Source organism: Stenotrophomonas sp. DDT-1 (assembly GCF_001580555.1).
Taxonomy (GTDB): Bacteria; Pseudomonadota; Gammaproteobacteria; order Xanthomonadales; family Xanthomonadaceae; genus Stenotrophomonas; species Stenotrophomonas sepilia.
The window spans coordinates 1-15,426 of record NZ_LEKR01000049.1 but is presented as its reverse complement, the minus strand read 5'-3'; the positions used below and the strand labels follow the sequence as shown (position 1 = coordinate 15,426).

General features: G+C 67.5%; 16 protein-coding genes. 9 read left to right on the top strand and 7 right to left on the bottom strand.

The window, feature by feature from the left end:
- Positions 1–9: 9 nt before the first annotated feature.
- Positions 10–1,116 carry a glycerophosphodiester phosphodiesterase gene (locus AB839_RS18120; protein WP_061480428.1) on the top strand — a complete coding sequence of 369 codons (1,107 nt, stop codon included), beginning with the start codon at positions 10–12 and terminating at the stop codon, positions 1,114–1,116.
- A 93-nt stretch (positions 1,117–1,209) separates the two neighbouring features.
- Here the strand turns inward: AB839_RS18120 and AB839_RS18115 are convergent, their stop codons facing one another.
- Positions 1,210–1,980 carry a rhomboid family intramembrane serine protease gene (locus AB839_RS18115; protein WP_061480427.1) on the bottom strand — a complete coding sequence of 257 codons (771 nt, stop codon included), beginning with the start codon at positions 1,978–1,980 and terminating at the stop codon, positions 1,210–1,212.
- Positions 1,981–2,086: 106 nt separating this feature from the next.
- Entirely contained in the window at positions 2,087–3,049 is a 963-nt protein-coding gene (locus AB839_RS18110; RefSeq protein ID WP_010487446.1) for a TerC family protein, read from the bottom strand.
- Positions 3,050–3,395: 346 nt separating this feature from the next.
- On the opposite strand from AB839_RS18110, the gene AB839_RS18105 reads away from it, so the two are divergent.
- The 4 genes from AB839_RS18105 (at position 3,396) to AB839_RS18090 (ending at position 7,050) form a co-directional block, all read left to right on the top strand.
- Complete coding sequence (locus AB839_RS18105) at positions 3,396–4,565, top strand: class I SAM-dependent rRNA methyltransferase (protein ID WP_049417152.1); 1,170 nt, start codon at positions 3,396–3,398, stop codon at positions 4,563–4,565.
- 96 nt (positions 4,566–4,661) lie between these two features.
- Positions 4,662–5,342, top strand: a complete 681-nt coding sequence (locus AB839_RS18100; RefSeq protein WP_061480426.1) for a YafY family protein — start codon at positions 4,662–4,664, stop codon at positions 5,340–5,342.
- A gap of 59 nt (positions 5,343–5,401) precedes the next feature.
- A complete protein-coding gene (locus AB839_RS18095) occupies positions 5,402–5,704 on the top strand; it encodes an antibiotic biosynthesis monooxygenase (protein WP_061480425.1) in 303 nt (100 codons plus the stop codon).
- A gap of 104 nt (positions 5,705–5,808) precedes the next feature.
- Positions 5,809–7,050 carry a dipeptidase gene (locus AB839_RS18090; protein ID WP_061480424.1) on the top strand — a complete coding sequence of 414 codons (1,242 nt, stop codon included), beginning with the start codon at positions 5,809–5,811 and terminating at the stop codon, positions 7,048–7,050.
- Positions 7,051–7,143: 93 nt separating this feature from the next.
- Here AB839_RS18090 and AB839_RS18085 read toward each other — a convergent pair whose 3' ends face one another.
- The 4 genes from AB839_RS18085 to AB839_RS18070 form a co-directional block, all read right to left on the bottom strand.
- Entirely contained in the window at positions 7,144–8,571 is a 1,428-nt protein-coding gene (locus tag AB839_RS18085) for an amino acid permease (RefSeq protein ID WP_061480423.1), read from the bottom strand.
- A gap of 158 nt (positions 8,572–8,729) precedes the next feature.
- Complete coding sequence (locus tag AB839_RS18080) at positions 8,730–9,149, bottom strand: hypothetical protein (protein ID WP_061480422.1); 420 nt, start codon at positions 9,147–9,149, stop codon at positions 8,730–8,732.
- Positions 9,146–9,775: a leucine efflux protein LeuE gene (gene leuE / locus AB839_RS18075; protein WP_049417162.1), complete on the bottom strand. Its 630-nt coding sequence runs from the start codon at positions 9,773–9,775 to the stop codon at positions 9,146–9,148. Before leuE ends, AB839_RS18080 begins: the two co-directional genes overlap by 4 nt.
- Positions 9,776–9,789: 14 nt before the next feature.
- Positions 9,790–10,761: a LysR family transcriptional regulator gene (locus AB839_RS18070; RefSeq protein ID WP_082783374.1), complete on the bottom strand. Its 972-nt coding sequence runs from the start codon at positions 10,759–10,761 to the stop codon at positions 9,790–9,792.
- 91 nt (positions 10,762–10,852) lie between these two features.
- On the opposite strand from AB839_RS18070, the gene AB839_RS18065 reads away from it, so the two are divergent.
- The gene (locus AB839_RS18065) at positions 10,853–11,860 is read left to right on the top strand and encodes a zinc-binding alcohol dehydrogenase family protein (RefSeq protein ID WP_061480421.1); all 1,008 of its coding nucleotides are present in this window, start codon (positions 10,853–10,855) and stop codon (positions 11,858–11,860) included.
- A gap of 161 nt (positions 11,861–12,021) precedes the next feature.
- Here the strand turns inward: AB839_RS18065 and AB839_RS18060 are convergent, their stop codons facing one another.
- Positions 12,022–12,627 (bottom strand): glutathione S-transferase N-terminal domain-containing protein, encoded by a 606-nt coding sequence (locus tag AB839_RS18060; protein WP_061480420.1) that lies wholly within the window; start codon positions 12,625–12,627, stop codon positions 12,022–12,024.
- A gap of 45 nt (positions 12,628–12,672) precedes the next feature.
- Here AB839_RS18060 and rmuC point away from each other — a divergent pair, with 45 nt between their 5' ends.
- The 3 genes from rmuC to AB839_RS18045 all read left to right on the top strand — a co-directional run bounded on the left by rmuC (position 12,673) and on the right by AB839_RS18045 (position 15,366).
- Complete coding sequence (rmuC, locus tag AB839_RS18055; protein ID WP_061480419.1) at positions 12,673–14,229, top strand: DNA recombination protein RmuC; 1,557 nt, start codon at positions 12,673–12,675, stop codon at positions 14,227–14,229.
- Positions 14,230–14,300: 71 nt separating this feature from the next.
- On the top strand, positions 14,301–14,696 hold the full coding sequence (locus tag AB839_RS18050; protein WP_061480418.1) for a hypothetical protein: 396 nt from the start codon (positions 14,301–14,303) through the stop codon (positions 14,694–14,696).
- A gap of 124 nt (positions 14,697–14,820) precedes the next feature.
- The gene (locus AB839_RS18045; protein ID WP_061480417.1) at positions 14,821–15,366 is read left to right on the top strand and encodes a glutathione peroxidase; all 546 of its coding nucleotides are present in this window, start codon (positions 14,821–14,823) and stop codon (positions 15,364–15,366) included.
- Positions 15,367–15,426: the final 60 nt, after the last annotated feature.

Below are 15,426 nucleotides of genomic sequence, written 5' to 3'. Positions count from 1 at the left end.
GAAGTCGCAGTGAAGTCGTGGGGTTGTGCGTTGCTGTTGTCGCTGGCCGTGGCACCATCGGTGGCCATGAGTGCTGAATCCTCCACCCCGGCCGCACCCAAGGTGTCGGTCTACGGCCACCGCGGGGCAAGCGCACTGCTGCCCGAGCACACCCTGGCGGCCTATGCGCAGGCGATCGCCGATGGCGCCGACTACATCGAACCGGACCTGGTGATGACCAGGGACGGGGTGATGGTGGCCCGCCACGAGAACGAGATCAGTGGCACCACCGACGTCGCCTCGCATCCGGAGTTCGCCAGCCGCCGCACGAGCAAGGTGATCGACGGTCAGAAGGTCGACGGCTGGTTCACCGAAGACTTCACCCTGGCCGAGCTGAAGACCCTGTACGCGCGTGAGCGCCTGCCGGAGCTGCGCAGTACTGCCTACGACGGCCAGTTCCGCATCGCCAGCCTGGACGAGATCCTGGCCTTCCTGGTGCAGCAGGCCGGGCGTGCCAACCGCGGCATCGGCCTGGTGCCGGAGATCAAGCACCCGACCTACTTCCAGTCCATCGGCCTGCCGATGGAGGACAAGTTGCTGGCTGCGCTGCGTGGCAACGCGTACACCAATGTCGGGCCGGTCACCATCCAGTCGTTCGAGACCGCCAACCTGCGCTACCTGCGCGGCAGGATCGGCCAGGGCAGCAACATCCGGCTGCTGCAGCTGCTGTGGAAGGGCGATACCCAGCCGGCCGACATCGTCAAGGCCGGCGGCGCGCTGACCTATGCGCAGATGATGACCCCGGCCGGCCTGAAGGACATTGCCGGCTACGCCGATGGTATCGGCCCCGAGCTGCGTTCGATCATTCCACTGGATGCCAAGGGGGCGCTGGGCACGCCGACCTCGCTGGTACGTGATGCGCACGCCGCTGGCCTGATGGTGATTCCGTATACCTTCCGCCCGGAAAACCACTTCCAGCCCAGCAACCTGCGCAAGGGTGCCGACAGCGCGCGCAATGCCGAGGGATCGATTGCCGAGATGCGGGCTTACCTGGCGACGGGCATCGATGCGTTCTTCACCGATGACCCGGCGCTCGGCCGGCAGGCGGTGGATGGGATGGGCGCGGCGGGGAACTGATTCTCCTGGTAGTGCCGGCCGCTGGCCGGCAACGCAAGGACTGCCAACGAAGGTTCATGAGATTGCCGGCCAGCGGCCGGCACTACCCTCACCTCATCCGCGCGGTTCGTCCGGGCGGCGGAACGGGATCACCACGTAGTCCTGGCCCTCGCGCGGCTGCCACAGTACCGGCACGCGCTGCGGTGACGGCGGCTCCAGTTCGTCGTCGGACAGCGGCTCAGCCTCGTCTTCTTCGTCTTCCCAGCTGTAGCGCTGGCGCGGTGGCAGTGGGTCGGCGTTGCGGAACAGCAGCGCGGCGATGATGCCGGCGAAGGCGCCGCCCATGTGCGACTGCCAGGACACACCATCGGCGTGCGGCAGGATGGTCATCAGCATGCCGCCGTAGAACAGCATGCCGATCAGACCGGTGGCGATCGCCGCACGGTCGCGGCGCAGCAGGCCGAGGCTGGCCAGCAGGAACATCAGGCCGTGGGTCACGCCACTGGCGCCCAGGTGCACGCTGCCCGGATTGCCCAGCATCCACGCGCCGAGGCCCGAACCCAGCCACAGCAGGGGCAGCGCGCGTACGGTGGCCTTCGGATACACGCTGCCGGCGAGGGTGCCGAGGATCAGGATCGCGATGCTGTTGGCGGCGATGTGCTCGACCGAGGCATGCAGCATCGGGCCGCCGATCAGGCCGAACAGGCCCTTGGCTTCCAGCGGTGCGACCGCCCACGGTCGCCAGTCGAACGTGCCCTGCAGGGCGAACACGGCCACCAGCACCAGCACGGCGGCCAGGCTGACATTGAACGCCCGCAGGATGCGCGAGCGATCATTGCGGGGGGCCGGCACGTCGCCGGCGGGCAGGGGCGTGTTGTTGTCCATACCTCAGCAATGGCGGTGGCTGGCGCGAAACCAAGGCCACCGCAACGGGAGAGTGGAGGCGGCCGGCGGGACAATCCCACCGGCCGCGCCGTTCAACGGGTCAGGCTCAGGCCTGGCCTTCGCCTTCCTTCGGCGGGTACTTCAGGCTCAGCACCACGGTGGCGGCGATGATCACCGCCACCACGCCCAGCGAGACCGGGGTCGGGATCTTGAACAGGTCGATGATCATCATCTTGATGCCGATGAAGCCCAACACCAGTGCCAGGCCGTACGGCAGCAGGTGGAAGCGGTCGGCCATGCCGGCCAGCAGGAAGAACATCGCGCGCAGGCCCAGCACCGCGAACACGTTGGAGGTGAGCACAATGAACGGGTCGGTGGTGATCGCGAAGATCGCCGGGATGCTGTCCACGGCGAAGATCACGTCGGTGACCGCAATCAGGATCAGCACCGCGAACAGCGGGGTGAACCAGCGCACGCCATCACGCTTCACGCTCAGCGCGTTGCCGGCGTAGTCCGGCAGCAGGCGCAGGTGCTTGCGCATCCAGCGCAGGGCCGGATTGGTCTCCAGGTCCGGCTCCTGGCCGGCGGCGAACCACATCTTCCAGCCGGTGAACAGCAGGAAGGCACCGAACACGTAGAGCAGCCAATGGAACTGGCTGATCAGCACGCTACCGGCGAAGATCATGATCGTACGCAGTACGATCGCACCCAGAATGCCGATGATCAGCACCTTCTGGCGTTGCTCCTCCGGCACCGCGAAGTAGCTCATGATCATCAGGAAGACAAAGATGTTGTCGACCGCCAGCGCCTTCTCGACCAGGTAGCCGGTCAGGAACTCGAGGCCGACCTTGTTGGCCACGACCTGGCCGGCGGTCTCATTCAGGTAGTACCAGAGGCCGGCGTTGAACAGCAGGGCCAGCGCGACCCAGCCGATGGACCACCACAGGGCCTCCTTGAAGGTGACCTTGTGCGGTCCACCATGGCGCATCAACACGAGGTCGACCAGCAGGGCGATGACCACCACCGCTGCGAAGCCGCCCCACAACCACACGTTACCGATCGTCTGCATTGGGAATGTCCGTTGGAAAGATGAATGCCAGGCCGGACGGCGAGGATCTGCAACGGAGGATCGGGAGGGGATCCAGGGACAGAGCTTCGCCGGTACGGCGAAGGTCTCGCTCGCAGTTCCAGTCGGCTGGAACTGCCGTTGCACCGGAGCCTGCGGGCTCGAAATGACGGCGACAACGTCTGGGAGCTACTCCCCTTCTGGCGCCGATTCTGCCGTCTGGCCCCGCCGCCGTCAAATGGGGAGGCCAGGGGTCGGATCCCCAAAGGGGCTCCGACCTCATCGTCGCCACACTGGGGTCAGAGCCCCTGCGGGGATCCGACCCCGGCGCCCGGTTTACAATGGGTGGATGAATACCCCCCTTCCGATTGTCCGCCTCAAGAATGCGTGGCGCTCCAGCCACCCGTGGATCTTCCAGAAACTGGTCGAGAAGCCGACCGTCCGGCCCAAGCCCGGTTCCATCGTCGACGTGGTCGGCATCGATGGCGAGTTCATTGGCCGCGGGTTCTACAACGGGCACTCGCGCATCGCCGTGCGCATCCTCGAAACCGATCAGAACGTGCCGGTGGATGCCGGCTGGTTCTCGCGCAAGATCGCCCAGGCGGTGTCGCTGCGCCGTGAGGTGCTCAAGCTCGATGCGGTCTCCGATGCCTGGCGCGTGGTGCACAGCGAAGGCGACGGCCTGTCCGGCCTGGTCGTGGACCGCTACGGCGACCTGGTGGTGGTCGAGTTCTTCGCCGCCGGCATGTTCCGCCACCGCGAATGGATCTACGATGCGCTGCGCGAGCAGTTCCCCGGCTGCCGCTTCCACAGCTTCGCCGACGAGCACGTGCAGAAGCAGGAAAGCTTCGACTTCCACGGCAACACCACCACTGAAGCGTCGGTGATCACCGAGTACGGCATCAAGTTCCGCGCCGACCCGGCCGGTGCGCACAAGACCGGTTTCTTCGCCGACCAGCGCGAGAACCGTGAATGGCTGAGCCAGCAGGTGGAAGGCAAGAGTGTGCTCGACCTGTGCTGCAACACCGGCGGTTTTGCCGTATACGCGGCGGCGCGTGGTGCTTCGGAAGTGATCGGGATCGACATCGACGAGGACGTGATCCAGATCGCCAAGGGCAATTCGCGCCTGAACAACGTGCGCCCGAAGTTCATCCAGTCCGATATCTTCCCGTGGCTGCGCGACGCCGCCAACCGCGGTGAGCAGTACGACGTGGTGATCCTGGACCCGGCGAAGATGACCCGCGATCGCGACCAGGTCATCACCGCGCTGAAGAAGTACCTGGACATGAACAAGCTGGCGCTGGGCGTGGTCAAGCCGGGCGGCCTGTTCGCGACCTTCTCCTGCACCGGCCTGGTGGCCGAGGACCAGTTCCTCGACATGCTGCGCCGGGCGGCGTACTTCTCCGGCCGCACGATCCAGATCCTGAAGGTGGCCGGCGCTGGTCCGGACCATCCGTTCATGGCCCACGTGCAGGAATCGCGTTACCTGAAGGCCGTGTTCTGCCGCGTGGTGGATTGACCGCGGGACCGCCGATCTCTGTAGAGCCGAGCCCACGCTCGGCTGATCGGCCTGGCAGCCGAGCATGGGCTCGGCTCTACACAACCAAGACCGACCATGCGCAAAGCCGACCGCCTGTTCCAGCTGGTCAACCTGATCCGCGTGCGTCAGCCGGTGACCGCCGCCGTGCTGGCGGCGGAACTGGGCCTGTCGGTGCGCAGCATCTACCGCTACGTCGATGATCTGTCCGTGGCCGGCATCCCGCTCTATGGCGAGGCCGGTATCGGCTATCGCCTTGATCCCGGTTTCGAACTGCCGCCCCTGAGCCTGGATGCGGCAGAAGCCGAGGCACTGCAGCTGGCCGTGGAGATGCTGGCCTGCAGTGGCGCGGGCGACCTGCAACCTGCGGCGCGTTCGCTGCTGCACAAACTGCAGGCGGCCATGCCCACGCGTGCGACCAGCCCACGCACTGCCCGCGCGCTGCGTGCCATACCCGTTTCGCTGCCGTGCTGGCAGCCACTGCATACGGCTATCGCCGACGGCCGCAGTGTGCAGCTGCGATATCGCACGTTGCAGGGCGCATCGAGCGAGCGGACCGTGCACCCGCTTGGCCTGTTCCACTGGGGCCAGCACTGGACACTGGGCAGCTGGTGCGCGCTGCGCCAGGACTACCGCGATTTCCGCCTGGACCAGATCGAAGCCCTCGCTGAAGCAGAGGGGCTGGACCTGCCGGCGCAGGTCGGTCTGGAAGCCTATCTGCGCCACCAACAGCGGGCCTGGGCGCTGCGCGGCCACTGACACCCCGCTGGCAGCAGGGGCTGCGCAGACTGCGCGCTCCTCCCACAAAGGGCATCTCCATGCACCCTGCTTCTTCCGTCCTCGAACTGGCCGTGTTCACCGTCAAACCGCACGCCCGTGCCGACATGCCGATGCTGCGTGAGCGGCTGCGCGCGGCCATCGCGCAGTTTCCCGGTCTGATCGACTACCAGCCGTTCTCGCCGATGGACGGCGACGACCGCTTCGTCGACATCGCGCACTGGCAGGACCTGGCCAGCGCGCAGGCGGCGGCACAGGCGTTCGCCGGTGGTGATGCGCGCTTTGCACCATACATGGCCGCCATCGATGAGCTGCAGCTGATGCAGCACTTCCTGCCGGGTTGATCGACGCCTGGCACCCGTCTGTCAGTGCCGGGCTCATGCCCGGCCCTACAAAAAGGCCGGGCGCAGCGCTATGGTCGGGCTCTTCCCATTGCCGGTGAGAGCCCATGCCATCGTTGCGCCACCTGTCCGTAGTGCTTGCCCTGGCGCTGTGCGCGCCGCTGTCGGCTCATGCCATCGAGTTCAGCGCGCAGGAGATGGCCCGCGCCAAGGCCCTGCAGCAGCGCCTGGTCACCCTCGACAGCCATCTGGATACGCCGGCAAATTTCGGCCGCAGCGGCTTCGACATCGAGCAGCGCCACGACCGCAACGCGCTCTCGCAGGTGGACTACCCGCGCATGGTCGAAGGCGCGCTGGACGGCGGTTTCTGGGCGATCTACACCGACCAGGGCGACCGCACCGCCGCCGCCCATCTGGCCGAGCGTGACCACGGCCTGCAGCGGCTGCTGGAGATCCGCGAGATGCTGGCGGCCAATCCCGAGCGCTTCGCACTGGCGCTGACCGCCGATGACGCGGCGCGGATCAAGGCTGCCGGCAAGCGCGTGGTCTACATCAGCATGGAAAATGCCAGCCCGCTGGTGGCCGACCCCAGCCTGCTTTCGTTCTACCACCGCGCCGGCCTGCGCCTGCTCAGCACCGTGCACTTCGCCAACAACGAGTTCGCCGATTCGGCCACCGATCCCAAGGGGGCCGAGTGGAAGGGCCTGAGCCCGGCCGGCAAGGAGCTGGTGCGGCAGGCGGTGAAGCTGGGCATCGTGATCGACCAGTCACATGCATCGGATGCGGTGTTCGACGATCTGCTGGCGATGATGCCGGTGCCGTTCGTGCTCTCGCACAGCTCGGCCAAGGCCATCTACGACCACCCGCGCAACCTCGACGATGCGCGCCTGCGCAGGCTGGCCAAGGCCGGCGGCGTGATCCAGGTGAACGCCTATGGCGGCTACCTGATCGACACCGCAAAGACGCCCGAGCGCAAGCAGGCCGAGGAAGCGCTCAGCAAGCAGCTGGGCGGCTGGGAAGGCATGGGCATCGAGCAGGGCGTTGCCCTGCTGAAGGCCGAACAGGCGCTGGACCATGAGCATCCGGTGCGCCACGCCAGCCTGGACGACTTCTTCGCCCACTTCGAGCACATCCTCAAGGTGGTCGGGCCCGAGCACGTGGGCATTGGCCTGGACTGGGATGGCGGCGGTGGCCTGAGTGACCTGCCCGATGTCAGCCAGCTGCCGAAGATCACCGCGTGGCTGCTGCGCAAGGGCTATACCGAGAAGCAGATTGCCGGCATCTGGGGCGGCAACCTGCTGCGGGTGATGCGCCAGGCGCAGGATTACGCCGCAAAGCAGGGCGGTTGAAGCGCCCTGCGGTAGTGCCGGCCGCTGGCCGGCATTGCCCCTGTCAGGAGGATGCGGGTCGCCGGCCAGCGGCCGGCACTACCGGTGATCCGTCTACTTCGCGATCAGTGCGTGGCGGCGGCTGTACAGGAAGTACAACACCAGGCCGGCCACGTTCCACAGCAGGAAGTACAGCTGAGTGGTGTGCGGCAGGCTGATGAACAGGTAGATGCAGCCCAGTGCGGCCAGCGGGCCGACCACGAAAGCCACCGGCGTGCGGAAGGTGCGCTCGCGGTTCGGCTCGCGCAGGCGCAGCACCACTAGGCAGACACCCACTGCAGTGAACGCGGCCAGGGTGCCGGCATTGGCCAGCGCCGCGATCTCGTCCAGGCGCGCCACGCCGGCCAGCGCCGACACCACCACCGCGGTGAACAGCGTGGTCGCCACTGGCGTGCCGGTACGTGCGTTGACCTTGGACAGGCCACGCGGCAGCAGGCCATCGCGGCTCATCACGAAGAAGATGCGGCTCTGGCCGTACAGGAAGGCCAGCAGCACGGTCGGCAGCGCGATGATCGCGATCACGCCGATCACCATCGCTGCGGTCGGATGGCCCAGCTGGCGCATGATCAGCGCCAGCGGCTCGGCGCTGTGGCCGAACACCGCGTAGCTCATCGCACCCACCGCAGCCAGCGCCACCAGCACGTAGACGATGGTGCAGCCGATCATCGAACCGATGATGCCGATCGACAGGTCGCGGCCCGGGTTCTTGGTCTCCTCGGCGGCGGTGGAGATCGCATCGAAGCCGTAGAAGGCGAAGAAGATGATCGCTGCCGCCGCCATCACGCCGTGCTCGACGCCATCGGGGCCCATCGACTTGGCAAAGCCGTACGGCATGAACGGCTGCAGGTTGGCGCTGTCGAAGGCGGGCAGGGCCACGGCCACGAAGATGGCCAGCGCGATCAGCTTGAACACCACCAGGATGGCATTGAGGGTGGCGCTCTCCTTGGTGCCGGCCATCAGCATGCCGGCCACCAGCCAGGTGATGATGATCGCCGGCAGGTTGATCATGCCGCCTTCCACGTGCGGGCCGGCCGCCAGCCAGGCCGGCAGGTGCACGTTCCAGCCGAACTGGGTGTGCACCCATTCGAGGAAACCGACGAAGTAGCCGGACCAGCCCACCGCCACCGTACTCACCACCAGCGAGTACTCCAGGATCAGGCTCCAGCCCACCACCCAGGCAAACACCTCGCCCAGCGCGCTGTAGCTGTAGGTGTAGGCACTGCCGGCGGCCGGCATCATCGTCGACAGCTCGGCGTAGGACAGCGCCGCACAGGCACAGACCGCACCGGCGATGGCGAAGGAGATCAGCACGGCCGGGCCGGCCAGGTTGGCACCCACGCCGATCAGCGTATAGATGCCGGTACCGACGATGGCACCGATGCCCAGCGCGATCAGGTGCGGCCAGCTGAGCGTCGGGATCAGACGCCTGCCGGCTTCGTGGACGGTGACGGAATCTAGGGACTTGCGCCGGAACAGGGACATGCAGGCCTCGGAAGGGGTGACTGGAAACGACAAGTTCCCGAGTGTGACCGAACGCAGCGCAGCATTACCACTGACGGGGGTCATGCATGGCGGGGCGCGCGCTGCGCCCCGGCCAGGCTGCCGGAATCGGCATAAAGGGCCGTCGGCCCGGTGCCGCCTCAGGGAGTGCTGGGCCAGTGGCAGCCGTCTTCCTGCCAGGCCTCGGGGTCATCGTGGAAGGCGGTGGTGCGGCCGTCGCGGGCGCGTTCGTAGCTCAGGTCCAGCACCAGCGCGCCCTGGGTGCTCAGCCGGTAGCGGCCGTTGACCCGTCCGTCGATGCGCTCTTCCCAGACGCTGTCGAACTGGTAGGGGCGATCCTCGGCCAGCACCGTGGTTTCCAGCGAAACCCGGCGCAACCGCAGGCGTTCGCGATGTCCGGCGTAGCGCACGTCGGACTGCCCGTCCTCCAGCCAGCGCCATTCCAGATGGATGCGGTCATCGCGACCGCCGCTCAGGCAGCGATGATCCTGCACGGTGGTGCCAGAGGCGGTGCCGGCGAACAGCAGGGCCAGGCCGAGCAGCGGCAGCCGCCCGTTCATCCGTTCAGCCCCAACCGGATGCCGAACCCCACCAGGAACAGGCCGGCCACGCGGCGCAGTGCGTCGCTGATCCGTGGATGCTGGATCAGCCGGCGACGGGCCAGGTTGCCCACGCCGATCAGCATCGAGCAGTAGGCGATGCTGACCACCAGGATGATGCCGGCCAGCGCCGCGAAGGTGGCGATGCCCTGATGTGCCTTGGGATCGATGAACAACGGCAGGAAGGCCATGTAGAACAGGATTGCCTTCGGGTTGAGCAGGCTGACCAGGATCGCCTGCTGGAAGTAGCGGCCCGGCTGCATGCGGATCGGGCCGGCATCACCGCCCTCGTGTTTCGGTGTGCGCAGCAGGCCGATGCCGACCCACACCAGGTAGGCCGCACCCAGGTACTGCACGGCGTGGAACACCAGCGGGTTGGCCTTGAGCAGCGCGGCCACGCCGGCCAGCGCGAGCCACATCAGGATCTGGTCGCCGACCAGCAGGCCGGCCAGTGCGGTGTAACCGCCGCGCACGCCACCACGGCCGGTGGCGGTCAGCAGGGTGAAGGTACCGGGGCCGGGCAGCGCGAGAAACACCAGCACGGCGACCAGAAACGTCCACAGGTCCTGGATGCCCATCCACGGCATGGCGGCGTTCTCTCTTACGGGGGGCCGCCATTGTCGGCCAGCGCCGGGACTGGCGACAGGGGGCCGGCAGGACCCTCGGGCATGCCAGACAGCAGAGGTTGCAGGTGCTGGCGCAGCTGCGCGTGCAGCTGCCGCACCGCCGGCGAGAACTGTTTGCGGTGCGGGCAGACCAGCTGCAACGGTATGTGGCTGCCGATGCCGTCGAGCAGCAGCTGCAGGCGTCCTGCGAGCACATCCTCGCGCAGGTCCAGCCAGGATTTGTAGGTGATGCCTTCGCCGGCCACCGCCCAGCGCCGCACCACATCGGCGTCATCGCAGACCAGCGGGCCGCGCACCGGAATCACGCTGCGGCGCCCGTCGACCTCGAACGACCAGCGATCATAGGCGCGGCCACTGAGCTGGTAGACCAGGCAATCATGCTCGCGCAGATCCTCCAGGCGCGTGGGCGTGCCGCGCTGCTGCAGATAGTCGGGTGACGCCGCGAGTACGCGCCGATTGCCTTCCAGCAGGGGCAGGGCCACGTAGTTGGCGTCGTCGAAGTGGCCGATGCGGATGGCCACGTCGACCGGGTCGCGGAACACGTCGGCCACTTCGTCGGACAGGCGCAGGTGCAGGCGCAGCCGGGGGTGCGCGGCGCGAAAGGCGCTCAGCCAGGGCAGCAGCAGATTTCGACCGAAGTCCGACGGCGCCGACAGCTGCAGGGTGCCGTGCAGTTCGGTGTCTTCGCCCTGCACGCGCGCCTGGCCCTCGCGCAGGGTGGCCAGCACCTCCTGCGCATACGGCAGGTACAGCGCCCCCTCGCCGGTCAGGCGCAGGCTGCGCGTGGTGCGCACGAACAGGCGCAGGTCCAGCTCGCGTTCCAGCCGCGCCACCGCCGCAGCAACCTGCCCCGGCAGCAGGTCGGCTTCGCGGGCCGCCTGCGAGAAGCTGCCCAGTGCGGCAGTACGGACGAACAGCTGCAGATCGTCGAAGCGGATCATCTTCATCGCCAGAGTGAAAGTGCTGCCCGATTCTGCGCCTTTCCGAGGGACCGCGTGCGGCGCAACCTGTCGCCTCCTTCCCCACTGGACCGCTGCCATGCGCGCCATTGCCTACACCCAAGCCGGCCTGCCGATCGATGACGCCCAGGCCCTGATCGACATTGAACTGGAACTGCCGCAGCCCGGCCCGCGTGACCTGCGGGTGGCGGTACGCGCGGTGGCGGTGAACCCGGTCGACACCAAGGTCCGCCGTGGCGTGGCCACCGACGGCCCGCGCGTGCTGGGCTGGGATGCGGTCGGCATTGTTGATGCGGTGGGCAGCGAGGTGACCCTGTTCCAGCCCGGCGACGCGGTCTACTATGCCGGCGTCATCGACCGCCCGGGCAGCAATGCGCAGTACCAGCTGGTGGACGAGCGCAGCGTCGGGCGCAAGCCGGCCAGTCTCGACGATGCCGCCGCCGCAGCGTTGCCACTGACTGCAATCACCGCCTGGGAGCTGCTGTTCGACCGCCTGCGCATCCCGCAGGGTGGTGGCGAAGGCCAGACCCTGCTGGTGATCGGTGCTGCCGGTGGTGTTGGTTCGATCCTGGTGCAGCTGGCACGGAAGCTGACCAGGCTGACCGTGATCGGCACCGCCTCGCGCCCGGATACCCAGGACTGGGCGTACGCAATGGGGGCACACCACGTGATCGACCACAGCCTGCCGCTGGCCGAGGGACTGGCGCGGCTCGGCATCAGCGAGGTGCAGCATGTCGCCAGCCTGACCCACTCCGACCAGTACTACGCGCAGATCGTCGAACTGCTGGCACCGCAGGGCCAACTGGGGCTGATCGATGACCCGGGCCAGATGGACGTGATGGCGCTCAAGCGCAAGGCACTGTCACTGCACTGGGAGTCGATGTTCACCCGGCCGCTGTACCGCACCGCCGACATGCAGCGCCAGCACGACCTGTTGAACCGTGTGGCCGAGCTGATCGATACGGGCGTGCTGCACACCACCCTGGGCGAGCACTTCGGGCGCATCGACGCGGCCAACCTGCGGCGTGCCCACGCGCTGCTGGAAAGCCAGCGCGCCAAGGGCAAGATCGTGCTGGAAGGCTGGTAACACCCGGTTTTTCCTGTAGAGCCGAGCCCACGCTCGGCTGCCGTCAGCGCACGCCGCTCAGCCGAGCATGGGCTCGGCTCTACAGAGATTCATCCACGAATGGCATGGATCCACCGTGTCGACCCAGGTCGACACCTGCTAACAGCGGCCGGCACCTCCCCTCAGGCCACACCGTTGTCGACGTGGGTGGCGAAACCGGGCTGCTCGCGCAGGCGTTCGAACCATGCTGCGAGGTGTGGCAGCGCCGGTTTACTGCCCGGCGTGCTGCGCCAGCGTTGGGCCGACAGCCCCAGCACGACATCAGCGAGGGTGAAGGCGTTGCCCGCCACGTAGCCGTTGGTGGCGGCCAGCTGTGCATCAAGCACAGCCATCAGCCGGTTCCACTGCGCCAGGCTGGCCTCGGCGCGGGCATCGTCCGGGTAGTCCGGATGCTGGCGCACGCGCGCCATGAACACGTGCCGCCAGGCGTTGTTGAGGTCGCTGGCCTGCCAGTCCATCCACTGCTCGACCTGGGCGCGGCCCTGCGCCGTACCGGGCAGCAGGTCATCACGGCCAGCACGTACGGCCAGGTAGCGGCAGATGCTGTTCGATTCCCACAGCACGAAGCCGCCATCGCGCAGGACCGGCACCTGCCGGTTCGGATTCAACGTGGCCAGCAGGTCCGCCGGTGGTTCTGGCTCGTGCTGGAGTGGCAGGTCGAGGCCGGCGCACAGCCACAGCACCTTGCGCACGTTGATGGAGGTCGGCTTTCCGTACAGAGCGAGCATGGTCCTGACGCAGCAGCTGAGACTCGGCCAGCCTACACTTGCCCCATGCAAACCGAATACCTGCTCATTGCCGGCCTTCTATTGGCCGTGCTCATCCTGCAGCTGGTCGCCCTGCTGCGCCGCCCGCCGCATGACCGCCTGGAACAGGCCGTGCGCGAGGAGGCGCGCGCCGGGCGCAGCGAACTGCGCGAACAGCTCGATGGCTTCGCCCGCGCGCTGACCGATCTGTCCACCCGCACCGATCAGCGCCTGGACCTGCTGCGCGAAGCGCTGGGCGAAGATGCCCGCAAAGCGCGCGCTGAAGTGGCCGACAGCCAGCAGCGCGGCGCAGCACTGATGGGGCAGCGGCTGCAGGAACTGCGCGGCCAGCTGGAGACCTTCGGCCAGCAGCAGGAGGCACGCATCCATGCGTTTGGCCAGCAGCTGCAGGAGCTCACTGCGCGCACCGATACCCAGCTCGGGGCGCTGCGCCAGACCCTGGTGGACGATGCACGCAAGGGCCGCGAGGAGGGCGCGCTGTCGCAGCAGCGCCTGACCGACAGTCTGGGCCTGCGCCTGCAGGAGCTGACCCAGCGCAACGAGCAGCGCATCGCCGAGATGCGTGCCACGCTGGAGGAACAGCTGCGCGCGCTGCAGAACGACAATGCGCAGAAGCTGGAGCAGATGCGCCACACCGTGGACGAGAAGCTGCAGTCGACGCTGGAAACGCGGCTGGGCAACTCCTTCAAGCTGGTTTCCGAGCGCCTGGAGCAGGTCCAGCGTGGCCTCGGCGAGATGCAGCAGCTGGCCACCGGCGTCGGCGACCTCAAGCGCGTGCTGACCAACGTCAAGAACCGCGGCAGCTGGGGCGAAGTGCAGCTGGAGAATATCCTCGAGCAGACACTCACCCAGGAGCAGTACGCGCGTGCGGTGAGGGTGCGTCCGGAGAGTGGCGAGATGGTCGATATCGCCGTGCGCCTGCCGGGCCGCAGCAGCGACGATACGCCGGTATGGCTGCCGATCGACTCCAAGTTCCCGCGCGAGGACTACGAGCGCCTGCTGGACGCACAGGAACAGGGCGATGCCGAAGGCGTGCGCCTGCAGGGCATCCAGCTGGAGCGCGCGGTGCGCGTGCAGGCCAAGTCGATCTGCGACAAGTACATCGTGCCACCGCACACCACGGACTTCGCGGTGATGTTCCTGCCCACCGAAGGCCTGTATGCCGAGGTGATCCGGCGCCCGGGCCTGGTTGACCTGCTGCAGCGCGAGCACCGTGTGGTGGTGGCCGGACCGACCACGGTCACTGCGTTGCTCAACAGCCTGCAGATGGGCTTTCGCACGCTGGCCATTGAAAAGCGATCCAGCGAAGTGTGGAGCCTGCTGGGTGCGGTCAAGAGCGAGTTCGGGAAGTTCGCCGGCATCCTGGAAAAGGCCGAGAAGCAGATCACTACCGTTGGCCGCAGCATCGGCGAGGCCAGCCGCAAGACCCGCACCATCGAACGCCGCCTGCGTGGCGTGGAGTCGCTGGCGTCCGAACAGGCGCAGTCGCTGCTCGGCGACCTGGCCGAGGGTGATGCGGTGGCCGAGGAGGAAGGCAGTGACGGCGAGGGCGATGAGGCCTGAGCCACGCTGACACGCCGCCTGCATCGCCGATGGGTATGCTGGCGGCCTGTCCGCTTCGACCAGGTACCGCCATGCGCCTGCCCCGCTTCACCAGCCTTGTCCTGACCGCGCTGCTCGCCGCCTGCGGCAGCGCGCCAACGACCGTGGGCACGACCACGCAGGCCGCCTCCAGCACCCCCGAAGCGGTCGAGGCCTACCGCGAAGCACGCGACGTCGACTGCCAGGCCGCCGGTGGCACCCTGCAGCGGCTCGGCCGGCTGCAGCGCGAGCAATGCGTGATTCCCTATGCCGACGCCGGCAAGGCCTGCAGCCGCAAAAGCGACTGCACGGGCCAGTGCCTGGCCGCAGGCGAGGCACTGGCCGGCGATGCGGCGTCCGGTACCTGCCAGCGTGATGCCAGCCAGAACTTCGGTTGCCGCCAGCGTATCGAGGACGGCAAGGCGCAGGGCATGATCTGCGTGGATTGAATCCTGCCTGTAGAGCCGAGCCCACGCTCGGCTGATGCCACAGCAGCCGAGCGTAGGCTCGGCTCTACAACTGCGCGCGCGGCGCTATGCTGGTGGGCCATTCCCGCCGTAGCCGGAGCCCCGCGTGAGCACCCCGATCCAGGACATTCCCCTCACCACCATCGACGGCCAGCCGTCCTCGCTTGCCGACTACCAGGGCAAGGTGCTGCTGCTGGTCAACGTCGCCTCCAAGTGCGGCCTGACCCCGCAGTACGAAGGCCTGCAGGCGCTGTATGCGGAAAAGCATGCGCAGGGCCTGGAAGTGCTGGGCTTCCCCGCCAACAACTTCCTTGGCCAGGAGCCGGGCAGCGAGGCCGAGATCCAGCAGTTCTGCCAGCTCACCTACGATGTCAGTTTCCCGATGTTCTCCAAGATCAGCGTGGCTGGCGAGGACACCCACCCGCTGTACCAGCAGCTGACCGCCGCGCAGCCGCAGTCGATCGGCGAAGGCCCGCTGCGCGAGCGCCTGGCCAGCAAGGAGATCCCGATCCATCCGGCACCGGCGGTGCTGTGGAACTTCGAGAAGTTCCTGGTCGGCCGTGATGGCAAGGTGATTGCACGCTTTGCCCCGGACGTGGCGGCCGATGACGTGCGCCTGCGCGACGCCATCGAGGCCGCGCTGGTGGCCTGAGCAAAGCGTGCCAACCCGGGTTGGCACCTGCCGGAAAAGAAAAACCCCGCCGAGGCGGGG